Annotated in this window: 17 protein-coding genes; 9 read left to right on the top strand and 8 right to left on the bottom strand. The window is 52.8% G+C overall.

Annotated features, from left to right (window positions below):
- Positions 1–110: 110 nt before the first annotated feature.
- Both crfC and DW58_RS17545 read left to right on the top strand, forming a co-directional pair.
- Positions 111–2,462, top strand: a complete 2,352-nt coding sequence (gene crfC, locus DW58_RS17550) for a clamp-binding protein CrfC (RefSeq protein WP_024548645.1) — start codon at positions 111–113, stop codon at positions 2,460–2,462.
- Entirely contained in the window at positions 2,459–3,316 is an 858-nt protein-coding gene (locus DW58_RS17545) for a diguanylate cyclase regulator RdcB family protein (protein WP_024548644.1), read from the top strand. Before crfC ends, DW58_RS17545 begins: the two co-directional genes overlap by 4 nt.
- 62 nt (positions 3,317–3,378) lie before the next feature.
- Here DW58_RS17545 and kdgT read toward each other — a convergent pair whose 3' ends face one another.
- Complete coding sequence (kdgT, locus tag DW58_RS17540) at positions 3,379–4,368, bottom strand: 2-keto-3-deoxygluconate transporter (RefSeq protein WP_024550263.1); 990 nt, start codon at positions 4,366–4,368, stop codon at positions 3,379–3,381.
- Between the two features lie 784 nt (positions 4,369–5,152).
- Here kdgT and proP point away from each other — a divergent pair.
- Positions 5,153–6,658 (top strand): glycine betaine/L-proline transporter ProP, encoded by a 1,506-nt coding sequence (gene proP / locus DW58_RS17535; protein ID WP_024550264.1) that lies wholly within the window; start codon positions 5,153–5,155, stop codon positions 6,656–6,658.
- A 103-nt stretch (positions 6,659–6,761) separates the two neighbouring features.
- Here the strand turns inward: proP and DW58_RS17530 are convergent, their stop codons facing one another.
- The 6 genes from DW58_RS17530 to DW58_RS21045 form a co-directional block, all read right to left on the bottom strand.
- Positions 6,762–7,844, bottom strand: coding sequence for a YncE family protein (locus tag DW58_RS17530; RefSeq protein WP_024550265.1), 1,083 nt, complete (start codon positions 7,842–7,844; stop codon positions 6,762–6,764).
- A gap of 257 nt (positions 7,845–8,101) precedes the next feature.
- Complete coding sequence (locus DW58_RS17525; protein WP_051195600.1) at positions 8,102–9,070, bottom strand: nickel/cobalt transporter; 969 nt, start codon at positions 9,068–9,070, stop codon at positions 8,102–8,104.
- Positions 9,071–9,144: 74 nt separating this feature from the next.
- Entirely contained in the window at positions 9,145–10,233 is a 1,089-nt protein-coding gene (gene pmrB / locus DW58_RS17520; RefSeq protein ID WP_035885498.1) for a two-component system sensor histidine kinase PmrB, read from the bottom strand.
- A 3-nt stretch (positions 10,234–10,236) separates the two neighbouring features.
- Positions 10,237–10,908 (bottom strand): two-component system response regulator PmrA, encoded by a 672-nt coding sequence (pmrA, locus tag DW58_RS17515; protein WP_024550268.1) that lies wholly within the window; start codon positions 10,906–10,908, stop codon positions 10,237–10,239.
- Positions 10,905–12,542 carry a phosphoethanolamine transferase EptA gene (eptA, locus tag DW58_RS17510; RefSeq protein ID WP_024562484.1) on the bottom strand — a complete coding sequence of 546 codons (1,638 nt, stop codon included), beginning with the start codon at positions 12,540–12,542 and terminating at the stop codon, positions 10,905–10,907. Before eptA ends, pmrA begins: the two co-directional genes overlap by 4 nt.
- Positions 12,543–12,687: 145 nt before the next feature.
- Positions 12,688–13,611: a hypothetical protein gene (locus tag DW58_RS21045; protein WP_152525639.1), complete on the bottom strand. Its 924-nt coding sequence runs from the start codon at positions 13,609–13,611 to the stop codon at positions 12,688–12,690.
- Between the two features lie 734 nt (positions 13,612–14,345).
- Here DW58_RS21045 and DW58_RS17505 point away from each other — a divergent pair.
- The gene (locus DW58_RS17505; protein WP_160319220.1) at positions 14,346–15,707 is read left to right on the top strand and encodes an EAL domain-containing protein; all 1,362 of its coding nucleotides are present in this window, start codon (positions 14,346–14,348) and stop codon (positions 15,705–15,707) included.
- Positions 15,708–15,802: 95 nt separating this feature from the next.
- On the opposite strand, the gene DW58_RS20415 is transcribed toward DW58_RS17505, so the two are convergent.
- Positions 15,803–16,069, bottom strand: a complete 267-nt coding sequence (locus DW58_RS20415) for a FaeA/PapI family transcriptional regulator (protein ID WP_071789217.1) — start codon at positions 16,067–16,069, stop codon at positions 15,803–15,805.
- 178 nt (positions 16,070–16,247) lie between these two features.
- Here DW58_RS20415 and DW58_RS17500 point away from each other — a divergent pair, with 178 nt between their 5' ends.
- From DW58_RS17500 to DW58_RS17480, 5 genes are all read left to right on the top strand, one after another.
- Complete coding sequence (locus tag DW58_RS17500) at positions 16,248–17,036, top strand: winged helix-turn-helix domain-containing protein (protein ID WP_024547664.1); 789 nt, start codon at positions 16,248–16,250, stop codon at positions 17,034–17,036.
- A 1-nt stretch (position 17,037) separates the two neighbouring features.
- Complete coding sequence (locus DW58_RS17495) at positions 17,038–17,517, top strand: hypothetical protein (RefSeq protein ID WP_024547665.1); 480 nt, start codon at positions 17,038–17,040, stop codon at positions 17,515–17,517.
- Between the two features lie 1,115 nt (positions 17,518–18,632).
- On the top strand, positions 18,633–20,765 hold the full coding sequence (locus tag DW58_RS17490; protein ID WP_024547666.1) for an inverse autotransporter beta domain-containing protein: 2,133 nt from the start codon (positions 18,633–18,635) through the stop codon (positions 20,763–20,765).
- Positions 20,766–21,103: 338 nt separating this feature from the next.
- Positions 21,104–21,646: a fimbrial protein gene (locus DW58_RS17485; RefSeq protein ID WP_024547667.1), complete on the top strand. Its 543-nt coding sequence runs from the start codon at positions 21,104–21,106 to the stop codon at positions 21,644–21,646.
- Between the two features lie 54 nt (positions 21,647–21,700).
- On the top strand, positions 21,701–22,219 hold the full coding sequence (locus DW58_RS17480; protein ID WP_024547668.1) for a fimbrial protein: 519 nt from the start codon (positions 21,701–21,703) through the stop codon (positions 22,217–22,219).
- The last annotated feature ends 6 nt before the right edge of the window (positions 22,220–22,225 follow it).

Here is a 22,225-nt window from a genome sequence, read left to right as displayed (position 1 = left end):
CTATTAGTTATATGTTTTCCTCACGTAATTATAAAAGCTGTTCTCTGATTATTAAAACTATAAAGACTCAAATAAAAGCCAGCTAATTTGTGTTAAGGAAAGATTTCTTCATGCACACACAAACAGTTTTTGAACTTAGTCAGGAGGCTGAGCGTCTCCTGCACCTGGCATTACATCATCTTGAGGCGCTGCAAAGCGTCCCATTCGCTGCTCTGCAACAGGACTCCTCCGGGGCTTCCGAACTGCCGCTGCATTTCAGTCAGCAGGGCATAGAGGCTCAGCAGGAGACGCTGCGAAGCGAGCTGCGAAAAATCACCCGTCAGGAGATGGTGCTGGCGATTGTCGGCACCATGAAAGCCGGCAAGTCGACCACCATCAATGCGATTATCGGCACGGAAGTGCTGCCCAATCGCAACCGGCCCATGACCGCGCTGCCGACGTTTATCCGTCATACGCCGGGCCAGAAAGAGCCGGTGCTCCATTTTCCCCACGTTGCGCCAATCGAGGCGCTGATGGGCGAGCTTCAGCAGCAGCTGCGGCATTTTCCCCGCGAACTGTTGTCACGCCATCTGGAACTTGACCAGGACATGGTGGCGCTGCTGCTGCGTATTGAGCACGGCACCCACTTTGAGAAGCACTATCTGGGCGCCCAGCCGATCTTCCACTGCCTGAAAAGCCTCAACGATTTGGTCAGGCTGTCAAAGGTGCTGGGCGTGGCGTTTCCGTTCAGCGCGTACGCGGCCATTGAGCACGTGCCCTTTATTGATGTGGAGTTTGTGCATCTGGCGGGACTCGAGGGCGGACACGGGCAGCTCACGCTGCTGGATACCCCCGGCCCGAACGAAGCGGGCCAGCCCCATCTGCAACAGATGCTCAGCGAGCAACTGGGGCGCGCATCGGCGGTGCTGGCGGTGATGGACTATACCCAGCTTAAATCGGTGTCCGATGAAGAAGTACGGCGCGCCATCTCTGCGGTCGGCAACGGCGTGCCACTCTACGCCCTGGTGAACAAATTCGATCAGAAGGATCGCAACAGCGACGACGCGGATCAGGTGCGGGCGCTGATCTCCGGCACCCTGATGAAGGGCGATATCGATCCGGAGCATATTTTCCCGGTCTCCTCGATGTGGGGCTATCTGGCAAACCGGGCGCGCCATGAACTGGCGCAGCACGGCGCGCTGCCGGATCCGGCGCAGCAGCGCTGGGTGCAGGATTTCGCCGAGGCGGCGTTAGGGCGGCGCTGGCGCGATGACGATCTGGCCGATATTCCGCGTATTCGTCAGGCCGCCGATCTGCTGTGGGAGGATTCGCTGTTCGAGCAGCCGGTCACCACCATTCTGCACGCGGCGCACGCCAGCGCCTCGCTGTACGCCCTGCGCTCGGCCTCGCACAAGCTGCTCAACTATGCGCGCAGCACCGGTGACTATCTGGCTTTCCGCTGCCAGGGGCTGAACGTCGCCAGCGAAGGGCTGCAGGACAATATCACCCGCCTCGAGCAGGATCGCGCGGTGCTCGCCGCCAGCCGCAAAGGGGTGGAGGATGAGATCCAGCATGAGGTGATCCGCACCCTTGAGACGGTAGCGGCCTGCATCAACAGCCTGCAGACGCGTCTGGTGCAGGATGTGGAGTTCTACTTTAGCGAAGGAATGCTGCCGCAGCACGAACGCTACGATGCGCTGGCCATTCCACAGGCGCGCAGGCGCGACTTCATCCCCTACAGCAGTCGGCTCACCATGGAAAACGAAGAGGACGCCCGGATGATGATGCAAACGCTGCGTGCCGCCTGCGAGCTGATGCTGCACCGCGGGCAGGAGCGCCTGAGCCGCGAGCTGGCTGGCCTGTTCCCGGCGCTGGAGAGCAACTTGTCCCGCACGCTGCATGACGCGCTGGCGCCGGTACAGCAGCGGGTCACCGACGGCCTGCTGGATGCCGGGTTCCGGACGCGCATCGCCCTGCCTGCCTTCCAGACGGCGGCGCTTAACCTCGATGTGCAGCAGCTGTTTATCAATGCCGTTGCCCCACAGGATGTGCCGGTCGCCACCCTGCGCCGCGCCGCCGGCATGCGCGGCACCATGGCGCGCTGGCTGAACAGCAGCGACTGGGGCTGGGAGGACGCGGTGGCGACGCGCACCCACTACTTTATCGATCTCGATAACCTTAAGCAGAGCCTGCTGGCGCACATCAGCCAGTTCAGCAATCAGCTTAACCAGGCGGTGGCCACCCAGATAAACAGTTCGGTCAGCCTCGGTCTGGCAACGTTTTTCAGCGACTTTACCCGCGTGCTGAGCGACATCGACGCCAGCCTGCGCCAGAGCCTGGCAGCCCGGCAGCAGAGCGAGGAGCAGCTGATGGCGCTGGAGCAGCAGCTTCAGCGCTGCACCGCGGCCACCGCCTGGCTGCATGAGGATACGCGCCTGCTGCGCGACGACATTCAGACGCTGTTTGCGGTGCAGACATCATGAGCCGCGGCGTGCTGGACGGGCCGGGGCGCGACCTGGCGTGCCTCAACGATCGGTTTATTACCGATCTGGCCGATACCCTTGATCCCACCCAGCGGCTCTGCCCGCATCTGCAACCCTTTCGCGAACGCCTGCAGGGGGAGTTGATCGTCCGTACCCGCCAGCAGCAGTGGGCGGTGACCGGCCCCGGCACGCTAAGCGCGGAGATGCGTCTGGCGTGGCTTGAGCAGTTGCTGCACCTCTGGTCGCCGGGCCACCTGGCGCTGACGTGCGTGCGCCATCGCCTTGGACAGGTGCGGGAGAACCACGCCGGCGGCCTCGAACTGGCGCTCGGCAGCGTGATACGCCAGTGCCAGGAGCGGCTGGCGCGCAGCGAGGCGCTGTTGCGCCAGCGCGATCTGCGTCAGGAGGCGTTTACCCACGTCGAGCAGCTGTTTCACCGCTGGCGCAGCGGCTACTTCGCGGCGTTCTCACCGGCGGGGCGCTGCTATGTGGTGCTTGAGGAGCTGCGCTGGGGGGCGTTCGGGGAGGCGCTCAGGCTCAGCGCACCGCTGGAGGCGCAGCGCCTGCGCGACATGCTGCGCGAGCGGGCCACGCTTCAACTGGCCAGCGACGCCGGCGCGGCGACACGCACCCGGCACTACTTCTCCCACTGGCTGACGACGCCGCCGTCGGACGGGCTGATGGATTATAAAGACACCCTGAGCTGGATTGGCGCACAGCGCGATGTCGGGCTGCATCCGGTGAGCTGGTCGGTGACGCAGACCTGGCAGAGCGTGGCGTTGGGAATGCCGCGTCTGTGCTCGGCGGCGCGGCTGGCGGATGCCATGGTGGAAGAGGTGTTTAGCGCCACCTGAAACGACGCGCCCCCGCCGTCAGAAGAGGGCAGGGGCGCGAGTGTGGTTTCAGGCTGTCTCCGTCAGGGCTGGGTATAGCGTTCCGGCTCCGGGTGATAGACCTCCGGCTTGCCAATGTGTCGGGCATACAGCGCGGTGATGATAGGCACCAGAATCGCGGTGACGATGACGCTGGCAGCAACCAGTGCGGTGGCCGACGCGGCAACCGGCTGGAAGGACGGGTTAATCTGGGCGATGATCACCGGGTTAGCGACCGCAGCGCCTGCCGCCGAGGACGCCGCTACGCCCGCAGTACCGTTACCGCCACCGATAAATTTATCAGCCAGAATCAACGGGATACCGGTGATAACGATCACCGCCACGCCCAGCACGATACCCAGCAGGCCGGTATCGACAATCACGCCGAGGTTAATGGTGTTACCCAGTGCGAAACCGAAGAACGGGATCAGCGTCGCCGTGGCTTTGCTGAAGAAGGCGCGCAGGTCATGGTCGAGGTTGCCGAGCGTAAAGCCAATCAGGAACGGCAGTACCGCGCCAACGAAGTGATGCGGTTCAAACGACGCGAGGCCAGCGGAACCCAGAATTACCATGGTCATCAGCGGGCCGGACTCCAGCGACATCAGAACGAACGCGCCAGACTCCTCTTTGGTACCGTACTGATTCATCAGGCTGGCGTAGAGGCCGCCGTTGGTCATGTCCATTGCCGAAACGATAGCCAGCACCGACAGGCCCGCGAAGAAGCCGGTCTGGATCCCGGTGTCCGGAATAAAGGAGGCAGCAATCATCGCCACCAGCCAGGCGACGGCGATTTTGGTCAGCACCAGGGTGCCGGATTTACGCAATACCGTACCGGTAGCACGCAGATCGATGGAGGCGCCGATACAGAAGAACCACACGGCGAGGATTGGCACCGTGCCGGTAATCATCCCTTTCGTAAAGGAGCCAAAATAATTCCCGGTATCCGGTGCAAAGGTGTTTAGCATTGCGCCGAGTAACAGAGGAATAAGCATCATCCCGCCGGGGATACGCTCCATAGTCGCTTTGATTTTCATACACAAACCTCACTTTCTGCCTGGCATCGCGGCAAGTAAAAGACAACAGAATCTCGCAATGAAAAATGCATATTTTTCAAAGTGTTATTTATATGTCTGGCGGGCGGCACGTTGGGGGCCTGGCCCGGTGTAGCATGCGGGTTGGTGAGCCACGAAGGGTGAGGATTTTCGCGCCGGCAACCTGTGTGATGGGATTATCATGCGTTCTTTGGAATATTGATTCAATGATAATGAAACGGTGTTTTAGTTATCTTGATCACATAATTGATATGAATAATCCGGCCGCCGGAAAAGAGAAAAAATAATGTGAATGGCTTGTGATCAACTGTGATGAAAAGCGCTTCTCACGCCAATAGTGACGGCAGTGATAATGCGATGGGCGATTGTTATCCTGTTAAGAACATTCGGCTGTGAAGTGGGTAAAAACCACGGTTTTGTTCCGGTTTATCGAAGGGAAGATTCTATTTATCTGCTTGAACGTAAAGACCTGCAAAATTTTGTGAAGTTGATCGCGTTCTGAAACACTGATAGGGTAGTTACCGTCACATGACCGCATGGCTTGCCCGACTGGCACCTACGATCACCCGCTACTCCCCCGCCGTCAGCGCCGTTGCGCGTTATATGACCAGCCAGCAATGGCAAACCTGCTACGCTTGAAATTGAGTGACATGGCAGCGTCTCAAGCCCCAGACAGTTGATTATTGTTGAGTGCGCCAGATCCTTTTGCGCATCGTTATTTCTGGCTTTTCGGCAAGCATGAAGCGACTGATAGAGGATAAAAAGAATGAAATTAAGAAGGAAGAAGGTTGAGCCGATTACCCTCGGCGACGTAACCATTATTGATGATAGCAAGCTGCGCAAAGCCATTACCGCTGCCTCGCTGGGTAACGCGATGGAGTGGTTTGATTTCGGTGTTTATGGATTTGTTGCCTATGCGCTCGGGAAAGTCTTCTTCCCGGACGCCGATCCCAGCGTGCAGATGATTGCCGCACTCGGGACATTCTCCGTTCCCTTCCTTATTCGCCCGTTAGGCGGCCTGTTCTTCGGTATGCTCGGCGATAAGTACGGTCGTCAGAAAATCCTTTCTATTACCATTATCATCATGTCGGTCAGTACCTTCTGTATCGGCCTGATACCGTCCTATGCCTCCATCGGCATCTGGGCACCCATCCTGCTGCTGCTGTGTAAAATGGCGCAGGGCTTCTCGGTCGGTGGAGAATACACCGGTGCGTCAATCTTCGTCGCCGAATACTCCCCTGACCGTAAACGCGGCTTTATGGGAAGCTGGCTCGACTTCGGCTCCATCGCGGGCTTTGTGCTCGGCGCGGGCGTCGTGGTGCTGCTGTCGGCGGTGGTAGGGGAAAACAACTTCCTCGACTGGGGCTGGCGTATTCCGTTCTTCCTGGCGCTGCCGCTGGGTATCATCGGGCTTTACCTGCGCCACGCGCTTGAAGAGACACCGGCGTTCCAGCAGCATGTCGATAAGCTGGAGCAGGGCGATCGCGAAGGCCTGCAGCACGGCCCGAAAGTGTCGTTTAAAGAGATTGCCACTAAGCACTGGCGCAGCCTGCTGACCTGTATCGGTCTGGTGATCGCGACCAACGTCACCTACTACATGCTGCTGACCTACATGCCGAGCTACCTCTCGCATAACCTGCACTACTCGGAAGACCACGGCGTGCTGATCATTATCGCGATTATGATCGGGATGCTGTTTGTTCAGCCGGTGATGGGGCTGCTCAGCGACCGCTTTGGCCGTCGTCCGTTTGTGATTATCGGCAGTATCGCGCTGCTGGTGTTCGCGATTCCGGCGTTCATCATGATTAACAGCGACGTGCTCGGCCTGATTTTTGCCGGCCTGCTGCTGCTGGCGGTGATCCTCAACTCCTTTACCGGGGTGATGGCCTCCACGCTGCCGGCAATGTTCCCGACCCACATCCGCTACAGCGCGCTGGCCAGTGCATTTAACATCTCGGTGCTGATTGCCGGTCTGACTCCGACGCTGGCCGCCTGGCTGGTTGAGAGCAGCGGTAACCTGATGATGCCGGCTTACTATCTGATGGTGATCGCGGTTATCGGTCTGATTACCGGTGTGACCATGAAAGAGACTGCCAACCTGCCGCTGAAAGGCGCTACCCCGGCGGCCTCTGACCTGGCCGAAGCGCGTGAGATCCTGCAGGAGCATCACGACAACATCGAGAACAAGATCGAAGATCTGGACCGCGAGATCGCCGAGCTTCAGGAGAAGCGCACGCGTCTGGTTCAGCAGCATCCGGATATCAAAGAGTAACGCTCTGCGTATCTCTGTATCAGCGGGCGGCCTCAGGGCTGGCCGTTTTTTTTGGGGCGTAAAAAAGGGAGGCAAGCGCCTCCCTGACGGGTATTCGACAGCGTTACTTGTTCAGATCGATGCGCACGATGCTGTCCGGACCGTTGGTGGAGTGGTCCTTATTAAAGGACTGCTTCACGGTGACAAACAGGGTGTTGCCGTCGGCTGAGAGCAGCAGGCTGTTCGGGTGCGGCGGCAGGCTCCAGCTGTTTTTTACCGCGTAGCTGGTGGCGTCAAGGCTCAGCACTTTGCCTGCATCACGCTGGGTGAGGTAGATTTCGTTGCGTTTCGCGTTGAATTTTACCCCCAGCGCGTCGCCGGTTGGCAGCTGCTTGATCACCGCCCCGGTATGGATATCCAGCACCAGCGTGGTTTTCGCTTTTGAACCGGTCACGAACAGACGGCCGGTTGCGCTGTCTTCGGCGAAGTTCAGCAGCAGCGCGTCTTTCTCACCCAGCGGCTTCCAGCGTTTTTCGATACGGTTGGTGCGCGGGTTGATCACCAGCACTTCGCCGCCGCCGTTAGCCACGTACAGGCGTTTGGTTTGCGCAGAGTAGAGCAGGCCCGTCACCCATTTCCCGGCGTTCTGGATGGTTTTCTTCAGCTTCATGGTCTTCGCATCGACCACCCAGATAACGCCTGGATCGGCAACGCCGCCGATGTAGAGCATGCCATCAAGCAGCAGCACCTGACGCGCGCCGTACGGGAAGCCCTCTTTGTTGCGCTCTTTGAACATCACGCGCGCCTGAACTTTGCCGTCGGCGGTATTGATGGCGCTGACGCCGCCGTCCAGCGAGTTAGTCACGTACAGAATGCCGCTCCGGGGATCGAGAGCCGCGCCGAAGTTTTTCAGGTCGGTATGAGTCGCGCCGGTCGTTTTCAGGGTTTTCGGATCGAGCTTGTAGATCATCCCGCCCTGTACGTCCTTGAAGCCCTCTGTGCTGGCAATGTAGAGCGCATCGCCTTTAGGGCCGAGCGCCATCTCGTACAGGCCGTCGGCCAGTTCACGCTGCTGAAGCGCGGCGTCCTGCGCGGCAGATGCCTTCTCCGGTGCCGCGGCGGGTTTTGCTGTTTCAGCGCTGTGTGATGTGCAGCCGCTGAGCGTGACCGCTACCAGCAGTGCCAGAGCAGATATTTTTACCTTCATTCCAGGACTCCTTGCCAACCATGTTAAAAGGCGACAGCCCGGGGCGGGCGTCTGCATTGTGCTGCGTACTGCTTATGCTTCTTGAAAGAGAATGAGAATTGTACGCATTAACTTTTTCATGGCAAGGATTAGTGAAGGAAATCAACGGGCAGGGTGTGGAACGTGGGTAAAGGGAGTAGGGCGACGCCAGCGCGTGGCGTCGCTGCCCTGCGCAAGGGCAGGAATTCAGGGCGCCGCTCGTCGGCACACGCGGGCGATCAGCACCCTGCCGCGATGTAGTCCCCGTTGGCGCTGACCGGAATGACCGTCAGGAACAGGATCAGCGCGAACAGCATCAGCGCCAGCCCGCCGGCGACACGGACCGCCAGCAGCATCCACTGCAGCTGGCGCGGCGTCTGATTTGAGGTGTAGCGCAGTGCGGCCTGGCGCGCATAGCGCACCGCCAGCGACATACCCATGATTGACAGCCCGGTGCCCAGCGACATAGTCATCACCGCGGCCATCCCCCAGCTAATAATCCCTAACGCATTGGAGAAGAGCAGGATCATGATTGCCCCGCTGCACGGTCGCGCACCGATAGCCAGAATGATGCCGAGACGGGTTTTCCAGTCACCCGCCTGTGCCGCGGCGTGGCCGACACCGTGATGTCCGCAGCCGCAGCTGGCGCCATGCTGATGCGGTCGGAAGGCGGTAAAGCGCGGTGCGGTACGCAGGGTGGGCAGGCTCTCTTTCAGAGCGCGCAACACCAGCCACACGCCGAACGCCCCAATCAGCACGGCGCTGATTTTCTCGACGTACCAGCGGCTCTGACTGAGATCGCCCGCCGCGAGGTTGAACCCCACCGCCAGAATGAACACGAACAGGATGGCGCTTACGCCCTGCATCAGACTGCCGAAGAACGGCAGCAGCCGCGTCGCGTTGAGCGTTTCGCGGTTGGTGGTCAGGTAGGTGGTAGCGATGAATTTCCCGTGGCCGGGGCCGATGGCGTGCAGCACGCCATAGATAAACGCCCCGGTCAGCAGCCACAGACCGCAGGTGTACTGGTTGTTGTTCAGCTGCAGCAGGTACATCACCAGGTAGCGGTGCAGCGCGATCTGCATGGCAAGACACCACTGCAAAAACGCACCCCAGTGCGCGTGGAGCGTAAAGGCGCAGGCCAGCACCAGCATCACAATCATGAGCGGGCCAACAAAGGTTAACGGCGCGGGACGGGTGCGAGTGGTCATGGGATCGCCTGACGAACGTAGATGACAGGAGTATAGAGGGTCGCCTGCGCCAGGCAAGCGTCAGGCGGCGATCTTTACTTTACCGCGAGAGGCAGGCGCAGTGCGGCGCGACAGCCGGTGCCGCTCTCACGGTTGTGCAGGAAGAACTGCCCGTGGTGGAGCTGGGTGATGCGCGTCACGATGCTCAGGCCAAGGCCGATACCGCCGTAGCGGCTGTCCATGCGCACAAAGGCTTTACTCAGCTCGCCCCGTTTGGCCTCATCGATGCCTGGCCCTTCGTCATCGACCGTCAGTTCCACGGCGTCCTCATGGAGATGAAGCGTAAGCGTGATGACCGCCTGTTCCGGGCTGTAGCGGTGGGCGTTTTCCACCAGATTGCGCAGCAGCACCCGCAGCAGCGTGGCGTCCCCCAGCACCGTAGCCGCGGGGCCATCGGCTGGCGGCAACGCAAGCGTCTGCTGCCGGGTCGAGAGCATACTCAGCAGCTCATCGCGCAGCGGCAGCACCACGTCTTCCATCAGCGAGACCTGCTGATAGATGCCTGCCGAAAACGACTGGCTGACGCGCGCCAGGTGCAGCAGCTGCGATACGCTCTGGGTCATCTGATCGATGCGGGATATGAGCGGCGTAACGTCAATGCGCTGCGCATTCGACAGCAGCTCAAGATGCAGCCGGATCCCCGCCAGCGGCGTGCGCAGCTCGTGTGCCACGTCGGCGGTAAACAGACGCTCGCTCTCCAGCGTCAGGTTCAGGCGATTGACCAGCTGGTTAATGGCGCCAATCACCGACTCCACCTCGGTCACGTTGCTGGAGAGCGTTACCGGCGTCAGGTTGTCGGCGGTGCGCGCCTCCAGCTCATGCTGGAGATCGAGCAGCGGGCGGGTAATCCACTTCACCGCCTGAAAACAGATGCACAGCGTCAGGCTGATCATCACCAGGCTCGGCACCAGCAGGCTCGCCACGGCTTCGCGGATCTCATGCTCAATATGACGATGGTTGTTGCGGTTGTGCAGCGCGCTTTCCACCAGCAGCTGGATCTGCTCTTTGCTTTCATGCCACAGCCAGAACGCGCTGATGAACTGGCACACCAGCAGGATTGCGCCGATGGTGATGATCAGCTTCTGGCGCAGCGTCATGGTGCGGGGGAACAGGCGCGTAAACATGTCTCAGGGGGTCTCCGGAGTTTTCACCAGCATATAACCGAACCCTCGATGGGTGGTGATGCGCGACTTGCCAATCTTGTCACGCAGGTTGTGAATGTGCACTTCCAGCGTATTGGTGGACGGCTCGTTGTCCCAGTTATAGATGTCGTTAAACAGGATTTCACGGTGAACCGGCGTGCCCGCCTTGAGCATCAGGCGTGAGAGCAGGGCGTACTCTTTCGGCGTCAGCTCCAGCAGCGTATCGCCAAGCCAGATCTGGCGGGAGGTAATGTTCAGCCGCAGATCGCCCACCGCCAGCATATTGTCGCTCTGATTATGGTGGCGACGCAGCAGCGCCCGGATGCGCGCGTGCAGCTCCTCCAGCGCAAACGGCTTCATCAGATAGTCATCGGCGCCCGCATCCAGCCCGGATACGCGGTCGTGCAGGGTATCGCGCGCGGTGAGGATCAGCACTGGCAGCGAGTGTTTACGCTGGCGCAGACGGCGCAGCAGGTGTAGCCCGTCCTCATCCGGCAGGCCAAGGTCGAGAATAGCCAGACTGTAAATCCCGCTCTCAAGGCTGGCCTGCGCTTCACGGGCATTGGTCACGCCGTCACAGGCGTAGCCTTCGGTCTGCATCGCCAGCATCAGGCCCTGGAGCAGCAGCGCATCGTCTTCAATCACCAGAATCTTCATTCATTTACTCTCCGGCAAGGGGCCAGAATATCGTCTGCCGCATGGTACGCCTGGGTTTGCACCCCGGCCAGCGCCAGCATGGTTGAGAACAGGTTGTCCTGAGAGTACGCGTCCCGCGCCGCGCGCGTCTGCATACAGGTTTTATCGACGCCATACTGCGCCTGGTAAGCGTCCGACAGCCAGATCAGCATCGGTACATGCTTCTGGGTATCCGGTGCAATGTGGTAAGGCAGGCCGTGCAAATAGACGCCGTCTTCACCCAGCGACTCGCCGTGATCGGAGAGGTAAACAAGGCTGGTGGTGAAGCGGTCCTGATGCGCTTTGAGCAGTGCGATGGCCTTATCCACCACGTAATCAACGTACAGCACGCTATTATCATAGGTGTTGATCAGCTGCTGGCGCGAGCAGGTCTGAATCTCATTGGTGTCACAGGTCGGCGTAAAGCGACGAAACGCCGGCGGATAGCGGTGGTAATAGGTCGGACCGTGGCTACCGATAGTGTGGATCACAATTACCCCGTCCTGTTTCAGGTTGCGGATGTACTCGTCCAGCCCGTCAAACAGCACCTCATCGTAGCACTCGCCGTCGATACACTGCCCCGGCAGGTTACGCTGCGTCATGTTCTGATGCGGTACCCGATTACACACGCCTTTGCAGCCGCCGTCATTTTCATTCCACAGCACGCTGAGCCCGGCGCGTTGCAGGATATCCAGCAGCCCTTCCTGATGGCTGGCAAGCTGTTCGTTGTAGTCTTTGCGCGGCATCCCGGAAAACATGCAGGGTACGGATATCGCCGTCGCGGTGCCACACGATGTGGTGTGCGGGAAGTAGAACACGTCATCTTTAGCCAGTCGCGGGTTGGTTTCCCGGGCGTAGCCGCCCAGCGAGAAGTTATCCGCGCGTGAGGTTTCGCCCACCACCAGGATAGTCAGATGCTTTTTCCCGTCATTCTGCGCCTGCGGAGCCATATGCGCGTCTTCACCAATGCGCACCAGCGGCAGATTATCCAGCTGATGATGGCGATAGTAAGACCACACCGCGGCGATGCTGTTCGACGGGTTCAGCGCCTTTACCAGCTGCTTGTCGTTGCGGAACAGCGAGGCGTAATCCTTATAAAAGAAGAAGGCGATCAGCACGATAACCAGCGCGGATACGATGAGCGCCACCAGGCGTGGCAGCACGCTTCTCAGCCACGACGCCGCCGGACGATACGCCACGCACCACACCAGCACGGCCATCGCCACGCCGGACAGCAGCAGGACGATCACCATATGCGGCGACATCAACGCAAAGCTCTCCGCCGGCGTGGTGTCGACGATATTGGTCACCATCGACCGATCCACGATGATGCCGTAGGTCAGAATGAAATACTGCGCCGCGGCGCTCAGCAGAATAAACAGGCTGATCAGGGGCCGCTCCAGCCAGACAAACGAGGCGAGCAGCAGGATCACGCTGATAATGCAGAACAGCGCCACCGGCATAGACACAAACACCAGCACGTTGTAGAGCGAGTTGAACGGAAGCAGCGCCAGCACCTGGCGGTAAAACGCGATATTGAGCAGCAGCGCGATATAGGCCGCAAACGCGAGAATAGCGGCCAGGCGGCTGATGCGGGGTCTTTTCAGGGTCAACATAGAACGGCATCCGGAAGTATGATGCCGGCATAGTTCCACACAAGAATTAAGCGAAGCTTAAGAAGTTAAGGTTGTAAGCTTGAGGGGATGAGTAATGACGTCGGTTTCAGATAAACCACCCGCCCTGAGGCGGGGGGTAATACCATCAGGGGTAGGTAATACGGAGTACACCCTGTCCTGAGAAGGCACCTGAACTTGCCGGTGTGCCCGTTAGCGTGGCGGTAATGGTTTTTATCGAGGTTCCCGCTGTACCCGTAAAATAGTTATTAAGACTGTATCCATCAATAGTCAGCGTCGCCAACATGTTATTACTCAGCTTAATGTTATTACCTGAAACGAGCTCAAAGTAATATCGCGGTGCACCTTCGCAATAAACAGAAAGTGTTGAAGATTTTTGTGCGCCCACCGCTGAGGACATTGGTAGGGTACCAAAATCTATGGTAACAGTGCTCATACCCATACCGCACCAGTCAATTACCGGCGGTGGCTCTGGAATGCCAACCCCAGGTCTGCAGTCTACATCGATAATTGTTGTCTCATTGGTTATATTTTTATACGCCACGATGATTACGCATTGACCACTGTCTTTATCATAAGCTACAGAGTCGGTTATATATGCGCTAGAAAAATAATTATTAAACTTTGGGACGCAGGTTTTTGCCGGGTCATCATATTTGCTACATCCGAAAATCTCTCCATTTCCTGGATTTTTAATAACATTATAGCAATGAGTCAATATGGGCTGACCACTTTTGGATGGGCAGATTCTCATTTCGAGATAGTAATCAGTGTTTTTCTGTGTTTTATTATCGAGCACCCAAGTGGATGTATTCGGTACCGTGCTGATTTCGATCTGGTATAAGTTAATCCACTTAGTGGACACGATATGCGGAAGTTTATAGGTTGTTGATGCAGCGAAGCCGAAGAGCGGTATCGCGAGCAAGAACAATAAGATGCAGTTAAGGCCATTCGTCATAATATCGCAGCGGATGCGCCGGGTTTCTGGTTTTGTTGTTAAACTAAGACGCTTAATGAAGCACTGTCTTAGTGAATTCAGATAGTTTTTCACATGTCACCGTATCTGTTACTGAGCGAAGTGCTCAACTCGCAAGTATTGCTGAGCACTGATAATTCAATTATTCATATCAAGGAGTATTTTTTCTGTACTTATTATATAACATTGATGACGTTATTGATTAAAAAATAAAGGCAGAACATAAATACGAGACGAAATTGAGTGCGGTGCGGTACTGCGATGTTTTCTCTTGTTCAGAGCAGACAGGTGCCATCATGGCGATATAATCTGCGGTTTGATTTCAATGGGTACAGATAACCAACGCAAAGGGAGCCTGACAGGGTAGTGGCGGGAAAGGGAAGCGCTCGTTGAGGATATTTTGACACAAAAAAAGGCCGCGTAAGCGGCCAACGGCTTGCAGGAATATGAGTCATTATTATAGAGGGTCGTTAGCGTTCCAGGGATAGTTTGCTAATCGGCCATTAATCTAACGTCTGTTTCCTAAATAAATGTTAAACGAAATACACAGGCGTCAGGCTGCGATATAATCCTCTGCTTTGTTTGTTTATTCAGGGGCAAAAGCAAGCAGTTGATCGTGTTTAATATTTGTTCACGACAAAATTTCTCGTAATTCTGATGTGGTAATTTAATGCGGGAATTTTAGGATGAATTTTATATGCTGTCAGAAATAAAGAGGCTACACGAGTCAGTCTACAGTTTCTGTAGAATGTAATTTATTATTCTGAGGCAATTTGATTATGTTTTTGCAACACTCATGTGTCACCGATATGGCAGAGGCGATTTCTGGTCTGAGGTTACAACCCTTAATGTTGACAGCTAGCAATATTGTTATCGCCCATGAAGTGCTTATTCGCCTGAAAAGCCGTCAGGAACCCGGAGCGTTTTTTGCGCGCCAGACGGCAAGTGATACATTAGCACTCTTTCTCTGGCAGGCTGAAGTCATGCTAAATCGAAGCGGAACATGGTTTCTCAATTTGCCGGTAAAAGTTTTGTGTGATCCACTACTGATAAAACCTTTACTATTTTTTACGCATCAAAACCGACTCGCCATCGAAATTCAGGATCCTGAAAATGCAGTGACGCTTGATAACGAATCACATCACTTTCTTAAAGTAAATATTCACCAGCTACGTAAGAATGGCTGGATGGTCTGGCTTGACGACTGGACATTGTCGGTGCATGACTATTATATGAAAGCCGATATAGTTTTTGATGGCATCAAACTTGACCGCTCATTAATAACTTCACCTTATTTGAAACGTCTCATCAACGTTGCTCGTCAGTTGGCACCATTTATTCTGGCAGAAGGCATCGAGAATGAGAAGCTGCGAGAGCATGCCTGTTTTTCTGCTGCCGATATCGGACAAGGGTTTCTCTGGCCAGAAAAAGCAGTCGATATTAAACCCGACCAGCCGATTAATAAATACCTGAATAAATGGTTGCCACAATCAGAGAATAATTGTTACAGCGATGTTAAAGTATACTGCTCATTATCGGACAGATATTTTACCGAAGGGTTAATAGCACTAATGAAGCAGGCACTACATCATGTAGATCCCAGAAAAAGGCATCGTATTTGTGAAGTCGATGAGGTCCACCAGGCCGACATATATTTATCGGAATGTATGCCCGGCGAAAAACCCTTTGATTTTCCCGGCCGCTGCCGGAGCTGGAACGCAAATATAGCTGACTTACGTTGCTATCACATCCGGATAGTACGAGACAATGCATTACCATCCTGGGTAGCCTGCTCCCCCGATGCTGCGGTAATAAATCGTAAGGGATGTAAAGATGACGCACAAAAAGGACTGGAACTCGTTCTTAAACAATTGTTGCGTCCATGGGAAAACCCGGTTTATCGATGCGAAACAAAATGCTCCTCTTGTTACGTTAATCATCTGAGCGCCCGGGAGCAGGAAACAGTGATACGTTTTGGCACAGGCCAGACGGTGGCTGTTATGGCGCAGGAAATGGGGTGCTCACCGAAAACGGTGAGCGTCTATAAACGCAGGGCAATGTTTAAATTACGGCTTCTGCGAAACAGGGATTTTATTATTTATACGCAACGCGTCGCCGAGCACAGAGGAACATTACTTATGCAAAAAATTAAAACACATCGGGATCGATAGTGTTAACGATCAGCAACATTACACCGACCGTTAAAACTGTCTTACTATCATTCTTTCAATGATGAAAAGGGTATCACTACCGCGCTTTTTCCCGGCTAGTCTCTATTAAGAAACCACAGCGTTTTACGTGTGCCAACCGTTTCATGATGAATATGTCCTTCTTCTTCAAGTTTCATTAACCAGTTCCTGGCGGAATAGATCGACATATCGCACTGGTCGGAAACGTGACGTGTAGTAACGCCGTCTTTATCAGCGTTAACGATCACATTAAGGATCGTCATCATTTTGTGGTTGAGTCGGGTTTGCTCTGAGTTGTAAGAATGTGCAGGCTGAGGCCAGGGTAACAGAGAAGAAGTATTCATAATGGCATCGTCTCCTTTATATCATATGATGCGGTGATGCTATTATGAATCGTTGATGGGGCATGGCAATATTTGTCGGAAATTAGCTTTTTATTGGTTTTTTATGCTAATTAAAATATCTGACTAATGTTTTTGTGCTGAGCTAAGGTTGATTCTTCATCATAGGGAGTAGACGGGGATGAAATTTTTGATCGAAAAGTGGGTGGTTTTTGATAGCGCATCCTGCCGTCTGATCCATGCTCAGACCGCGGATGATGTTGCTATCTCTGTAACCCATGCGCAGCTTCTGTCATTGCTGATTGAATATCAGGGCTTTGCTGTATCCCGCAATGAAATCTTTGAAAAAATCTTTGATGCTAACGGCGCACATGCAACCAATAATAATCTGAATCAAAACGTGTCCGTTTTAAGAAAGCAAATTGCCACATTAGGTATAGATAATGAGGTGATCACGACGGTCCCGCGGGTTGGCTTTATGATCAGTGACAGCGTGTTAATCGAGCCTCTGCAGGACGAGAACGTAACGTCTGAAAGTGAGCCTCCGCTTGACAGTGTAAATAAGAAAAATGTTATTAAAAATTATACTGCCCGTCTGGGTACTGTATTGCTTTTTCTTCCGGTAGTATTAGCGCTTACCCAATTTTTATTTTTCTATCATGTGTCCGAGACGAGCATTGATCCCAAACAGATTCCGCTGTTACACACCACTAAAATAAATAACTTTCAAGGATGTGACGTAAGAAAATTATCAGTGCGCGGTGCGGGTGATGACTACCTTGATGATAGCGGGTATTTTATGCAGGTTGTTAATGGCTTAAAATGTGAAAATCCTGCACAGACCACATTTTATTTATCGAAAAATACGGTATCCAACAGCAATTATCGCGCCTTTACGCTTAAATGTATTAAAACTGATGCCGGGCAATATGACTGTTATAGCGTTTATTACAATGTGGAGGAGGAATGATATGAAAAAGGTTAACGCTATTGCAATCCTGTTGGCCTGTATTGCGCTAGCCTATTTGTTCTGGAATAAATACGATGATAATCGTGTCACCTTTACGTGTGTTGGTGGGTTCAGCACTGAGGTGCAGCATGACCGCATGTTATTAAAAAACGTGAGCGATATTACCATTAGTTTTTTCAATAATAATAAAATCTTTATGGCTGTGGATGGTTCAGTTACGCAAGACGGCAAGCGTTACCATATGAGCAGAGAACTATGGTTCAGGTATGAAACCGTCGACCTGGCGAAGGGAATTGTCAGAGCTAATCTTATTGAGATAAAGAGGACGGGTGCGGATAACATTGAAGGCGACCGGGTTAATCACTATATACTAGGCGCTGAACGTGAAGGCCGAATATTCAGGATATGGCACCTGAATAATAACGTGTTACTTATCGGAAATGCGTTTTCGCCGGTACTTAGCTGCTCAATACTACAATAAGCTATATGCCCCTAATGAATTATGCATGGTGTATACCATGCATAATTAGCGTCACGCTGGCTCTTGCTTGTAAAAATACTATGCCGGGATAAGTTGTGTTTTTATTTATGACACGTGCATGTGGTTTTTATAAAAAATTAGTACGTTTTTTTGACGGTAACCAGGCCATATGGGCATCGTTTAAAATTACATCTCCTTTGATATCCGCACAGCTTGCCACGCTGACGTCTATCCCCCGGGCATTCTATTCCGTTATAGATAGTTTTCCATAGCTCCGATCGGAATGGCCTGAGCATCAATATATCTAAAGCCTTGTTTCGGGAATCTATAACCTGGTTGTTGTGAGAAATGAAAAGTGTATCTTCAAAATTTAGTAATTTATGATTGGCGCTCCACATAACCATTTTATTATTTTTTTCAGAAACAAGCGCTGAAAAAAAAGTGCAGGTTATCGGACATGCAACACAATCTATAATAAACCATTTCATATGATATTAACGTTCCTTTACCACGTATTAAAAGATGAGACGTAACACTTTCGTTAAAGTTACTCTGTACGGGCTTGTTAACTCTTTGATATTGATCATGGTTGTAACTATGGACAAACTGGTCGATACACGATGCTTTCTGCATAATACTGTTAAGCAGGGTGTATAAATGTTTCATTTCTTTTACGAAAAAAAGCGTTGAGTCGTGTCTTTTTTGAACAAAATTCACTTTGCAATATAATTTGCTGAGATTTTTATATTGATTGGGTGCTTTTATAAGGAAATATGTCAGATATTTACTCTGCAAATGAAGTGTGAATATTATTATGCATCGTATTGGGGATGTTATCCTGATAATCTATCGCGTGGTTGATGCATAAATTATCAATATTGATTATCGTGTTATGCCGCGCTTTTTTAATGATTAAGTATGTTCTAAATCAATTCTTGTTGATATTCAGTTAGTTTAAACGAAGGTTAAATGCATATTCGGAAAAGCAGTGCCGGGTTAAGTCTTTCTCTGTCTTTTTGCTAGTTTTTATCCGCGCAAATCATGAGGGAATACTCTCAGTGAAGAGAATCCCCCCTCACCAAATGTACTTGTATTAACGATGCGAGAAGTTAACTATGCGTTTTATTTTGAGAAAGCCATACGCTGGATGGGTACTGTTTTTGATATTTATGATGGGTTGTAAGGGAGCGATATCATCTGACAGAGCATTTGATCTTGCAGCACAAACAGAACCGCACACGGATACGACGTTTTTGATGCAGAAGCGTTCATATGCCGAGCACAACGATGGTAACAGGCTCATAAGTGAAATGGTTACTTTTGGTACAAGTAATGCATTGACCCAATGGCTTAATGAGTTCGGTACCGCGAGTGTCGATCTCCGTAGTACGTCAGCATTTTCATTAAAGGCATCTTCTATCGATTTGCTTCTTCCTTTATATCATGTCGACAGAAACCTCATTTTTACCCAGTGGGGTCTACACGATAGCGATATGCCGTTAACTGCTAATGCAGGTATTGGTCAGCGCTGGTTTTTCGCCGACTGGATGTTGGGTTATAACGCTTTTTATGACGTTGGCTGGCATGAGCACCATCAACGCTATGGGGTGGGTATTGAAGGCTGGCTGGATAATGCGACGCTATCAGTAAACCTTTATCAAGCGGTGACAGGTTGGCGTCATTCACATCGGCAGTATGGCTATGATGAAAAACCCGCTGACGGTTGGGATGTTCGCCTCGAAGGATGGGTTCCTCAGTGGCCTTCACTGGGATGGCGTTTTGTGTATGAACAGTATTATGGCGAACAGGCGACGCTAACTTCATTTTCGCAACGGGGGAAAAATCCTTACGCGACGACACTGGGTCTGCGCTACTCGCCAATGCCGCTATTCACTGCGGGTATAGACAGAAAGCAGCAACGTGCTCACAGCCCTGATACTTTTTTCAATATTAATCTCACATGGCGAGTCGGGCTGAATCTGGAGCAGCAGTTGCGAACAGATAACCATTTGAAGCAGCATTATTATGCGAACAATCAACTTGAGCTTGTTAGCCGTAACAATACGTTGGTAATGGATTATCGCCGTCAGGATATACTTTCGTTGCGATTCCCGGATGAGATACATGCTGGACCCGCAACTGAATTCACTTTTGTTCCGGTCATCATGGCAAAACGAGGTATCGCGAAGGTAGAGCTGGATGATACGGCGCTGGTAGCGGCGGGGGGAAAAGTGATTAACGTTAGTGATAAAAGCATCACCATCTTACTTCCGGCTATACCGGGAGAAGCGATCAAACTCTACGGCACCGCCATTGATAGTGATGGAAACCGGTCTAATCGCGCGCAGACCCTCGTTTACGCTGTGGCAGAGAATAGCAACATGACTGTCGAACCAGATAAAACCCAGGCACTGGCGGATGGAAAGGATGAAATTGCTTATACCGCAACCTTAATACGCGCAGATGGTAAATCAAGCAGTGAGATCCCTGTTACCTGGCAAACCGATACAGGGGAGCTAAGTGTTCATTCTGTTTTGACTGATAGCGCTGGAAAAGCACGCGTCCGACTAAGGAGCCATGTGCCTGGGAGTGCTCATGTCGTAGCGACAGCCGACCAACAGTCCGTCTCTGCGCCTGAAGTAAACTTCGTGCACCGAAATGAGTATCGCATCGCATTAGAGGCAAACCAAACTAGCGTCGCGGCTAGCGGGTATAGCTTCGATAATGTTACGTTCAGGGCGAAGATCACTACTAAGGATGGTTCTCCAGTCGCAGGAGAGACGATCTTCTGGGCAAGCAACCTCGGTATGTTATCAGCAGCTTCTGCAGTGACAGATCATGAAGGTGTCGCGACCGTCTCACTGGTTAGTGATAAACCGGGCATGGCACACGTTACCGCGAGCATCGCATCGGGCGAATCTGCTCAGCAGCATGTCAACTTTTATGAATATCTGGTCTTGTTTTTACAGGGCCGACACTGCGCCCAGGCTAACGGAAACGACGCGGTAACACTCACGTTGAGCGTTAACAACAAAAACCATCAACCACTCGCTGGAGAAGTTGTTGAGTGGAGCACCAGTCTGGGCTCTCTCTCAGCATACTCAACTGATACCGGGCCAGATGGCAAGTCCACCGTGACGCTTACCAGCCAGCATCCAGGTGCAGCTCGTGTGATAGCAAACGTACACGGAAATATTATGACGCACGGTATGACGTTCATTGAAGAGGCAACGGAAAACTGCATGTAGCCTCTTTCAATAGGGCTACAGGCTGACAAAAAACCACAATCAAAGTTGGCTATGTCAGTGCGTAAGCGTATTTCATTTAGGCTTTGTTTAAAAATGAATGGCGGGACTCTGGTTCGCCCACGATATAAATCACTAATAAATGTTATCGCTGCGATAAGGCGTGTCGCAGCGATATTTTGGTGGTTGGGTATCGATAACTAATATCGTAATCATCGGTGTGGGTGTATGAACGGCATATATTTAGTTTGCTTTGATATTATATATCTCGTTCATCGGGCGTGAATATTTCCTGATGAAACATGTATGACTCTTTACTACTTTAATAAAGGATTTATTTAATGAAAATCAATAAACTCGCGTCCGCTATTATTTTAACCATGGGGATGGTTGCTGCTGGTGCCAACGCCGCAGACCAGGGGCACGGCAAAGTAACCTTCACCGGTAGCATCATCGATGCACCGTGCTCCATCACGCCGGAATCAGCAGATCAGACCGTTGCTCTGGGTCAGGTCGCTGCCCATACGCTGAAAGATGGCGGTACTTCTGCACCGAAATCTTTCACCATCGATCTGGAAAACTGCGAATTTGGTACTGACGATGACGGTAACACCATCGGTAATAGCGTAAGCGTCACTTTCTCTGGTACCGCTTCTACACTGGACGCAAAGCTGCTGGGTCTGACCGGTGAAGCCGCTGGTGCAGGTATCGCGATTGAAGATGAAAGTGGCAAAGTGGTTGATCTGGGTACGCCGTCCAGCCTGTATAAACTGACCGGTACTAATCCGTCACTCGGCTTCACCGCCTATCTGAAAGGCATCAGCGACACTATCACCACCGGTGATTTCGAGTCCGTTGCTAACTTCACCATGGATTACGAGTAATAGCCACAAAGCTGGCCGGTAACGGTCAGCTTTTATCTGGTAATGATTATGTGGATGAAGATACTGTTAATTATTGTCGTACTGTCTCCCGGCGTCACGTTTTCGAAGCCGCATCAGGGATTCGGGCATGTAAAAATGAGGGGCGAAATCGTTGAGTCTGCCTGCGCGATTGCTACGGATGATGTCTGGCAAGAAATTGATTTTGGTAATATCCCATTGAGGGATATTTCCGCAGGCAAACGCAGCAGTAAAGCTTTCTATATCCATTTACTCAATTGCGAACTCGGCAAAAAGCACGGTCAGTTCTGGAAATCAACCCAGATTACTTTCGCCGGCATGCCGGACCAGGGGCACCCTGATTTGTTTGCTATGAAAGGAGAGGGTACGGGTGTGGCATTGGCCATTACTGATGATACGGGAAACCAGGCTGTCAGTGGCGAGGCGTTACCCCCTGTTGAATTAACCGGTAAAGAAATGGATCTGAAATACCACTTACATTTAGTTAATAACGGCAAGCCACTTTCTGCTGGCGAGGTGTCGTCATTAGTGCGTTTTATGGTGACTTATCAATAGTCAGTT

Origin of the sequence: Siccibacter turicensis LMG 23730 (assembly GCF_000463155.2) — a bacterium.
Classification (GTDB): Bacteria; Pseudomonadota; Gammaproteobacteria; order Enterobacterales; family Enterobacteriaceae; genus Siccibacter; species Siccibacter turicensis.
Note: the sequence above shows the minus strand (reverse complement) of the source record. Positions and strands in the feature narration are given on the sequence as shown.

What these genes read in the sequence shown, in the direction of transcription:
- DW58_RS17525 (WP_051195600.1), bottom strand. Translation starts at nt 9,070, where the DNA reads ATGACCACTCGCACCCGTCCCGCGCCGTTAACCTTTGTTGGCCCGCTC.
- DW58_RS17505 (WP_160319220.1), top strand. Translation starts at nt 14,346, where the DNA reads ATGGCAGAGGCGATTTCTGGTCTGAGGTTACAACCCTTAATGTTGACA.
- DW58_RS17545 (WP_024548644.1), top strand. Translation starts at nt 2,459, where the DNA reads ATGAGCCGCGGCGTGCTGGACGGGCCGGGGCGCGACCTGGCGTGCCTC.
- DW58_RS17500 (WP_024547664.1), top strand. Translation starts at nt 16,248, where the DNA reads ATGAAATTTTTGATCGAAAAGTGGGTGGTTTTTGATAGCGCATCCTGC.
- DW58_RS20415 (WP_071789217.1), bottom strand. Translation starts at nt 16,069, where the DNA reads ATGAATACTTCTTCTCTGTTACCCTGGCCTCAGCCTGCACATTCTTAC.
- pmrB (WP_035885498.1), bottom strand. Translation starts at nt 10,233, where the DNA reads ATGTTTACGCGCCTGTTCCCCCGCACCATGACGCTGCGCCAGAAGCTG.
- DW58_RS17530 (WP_024550265.1), bottom strand. Translation starts at nt 7,844, where the DNA reads ATGAAGGTAAAAATATCTGCTCTGGCACTGCTGGTAGCGGTCACGCTC.
- DW58_RS17490 (WP_024547666.1), top strand. Translation starts at nt 18,633, where the DNA reads ATGCGTTTTATTTTGAGAAAGCCATACGCTGGATGGGTACTGTTTTTG.
- DW58_RS17485 (WP_024547667.1), top strand. Translation starts at nt 21,104, where the DNA reads ATGAAAATCAATAAACTCGCGTCCGCTATTATTTTAACCATGGGGATG.
- pmrA (WP_024550268.1), bottom strand. Translation starts at nt 10,908, where the DNA reads ATGAAGATTCTGGTGATTGAAGACGATGCGCTGCTGCTCCAGGGCCTG.
- DW58_RS17480 (WP_024547668.1), top strand. Translation starts at nt 21,701, where the DNA reads ATGAAGATACTGTTAATTATTGTCGTACTGTCTCCCGGCGTCACGTTT.
- proP (WP_024550264.1), top strand. Translation starts at nt 5,153, where the DNA reads ATGAAATTAAGAAGGAAGAAGGTTGAGCCGATTACCCTCGGCGACGTA.
- eptA (WP_024562484.1), bottom strand. Translation starts at nt 12,542, where the DNA reads ATGTTGACCCTGAAAAGACCCCGCATCAGCCGCCTGGCCGCTATTCTC.
- kdgT (WP_024550263.1), bottom strand. Translation starts at nt 4,368, where the DNA reads ATGAAAATCAAAGCGACTATGGAGCGTATCCCCGGCGGGATGATGCTT.
- DW58_RS17495 (WP_024547665.1), top strand. Translation starts at nt 17,038, where the DNA reads ATGAAAAAGGTTAACGCTATTGCAATCCTGTTGGCCTGTATTGCGCTA.
- crfC (WP_024548645.1), top strand. Translation starts at nt 111, where the DNA reads ATGCACACACAAACAGTTTTTGAACTTAGTCAGGAGGCTGAGCGTCTC.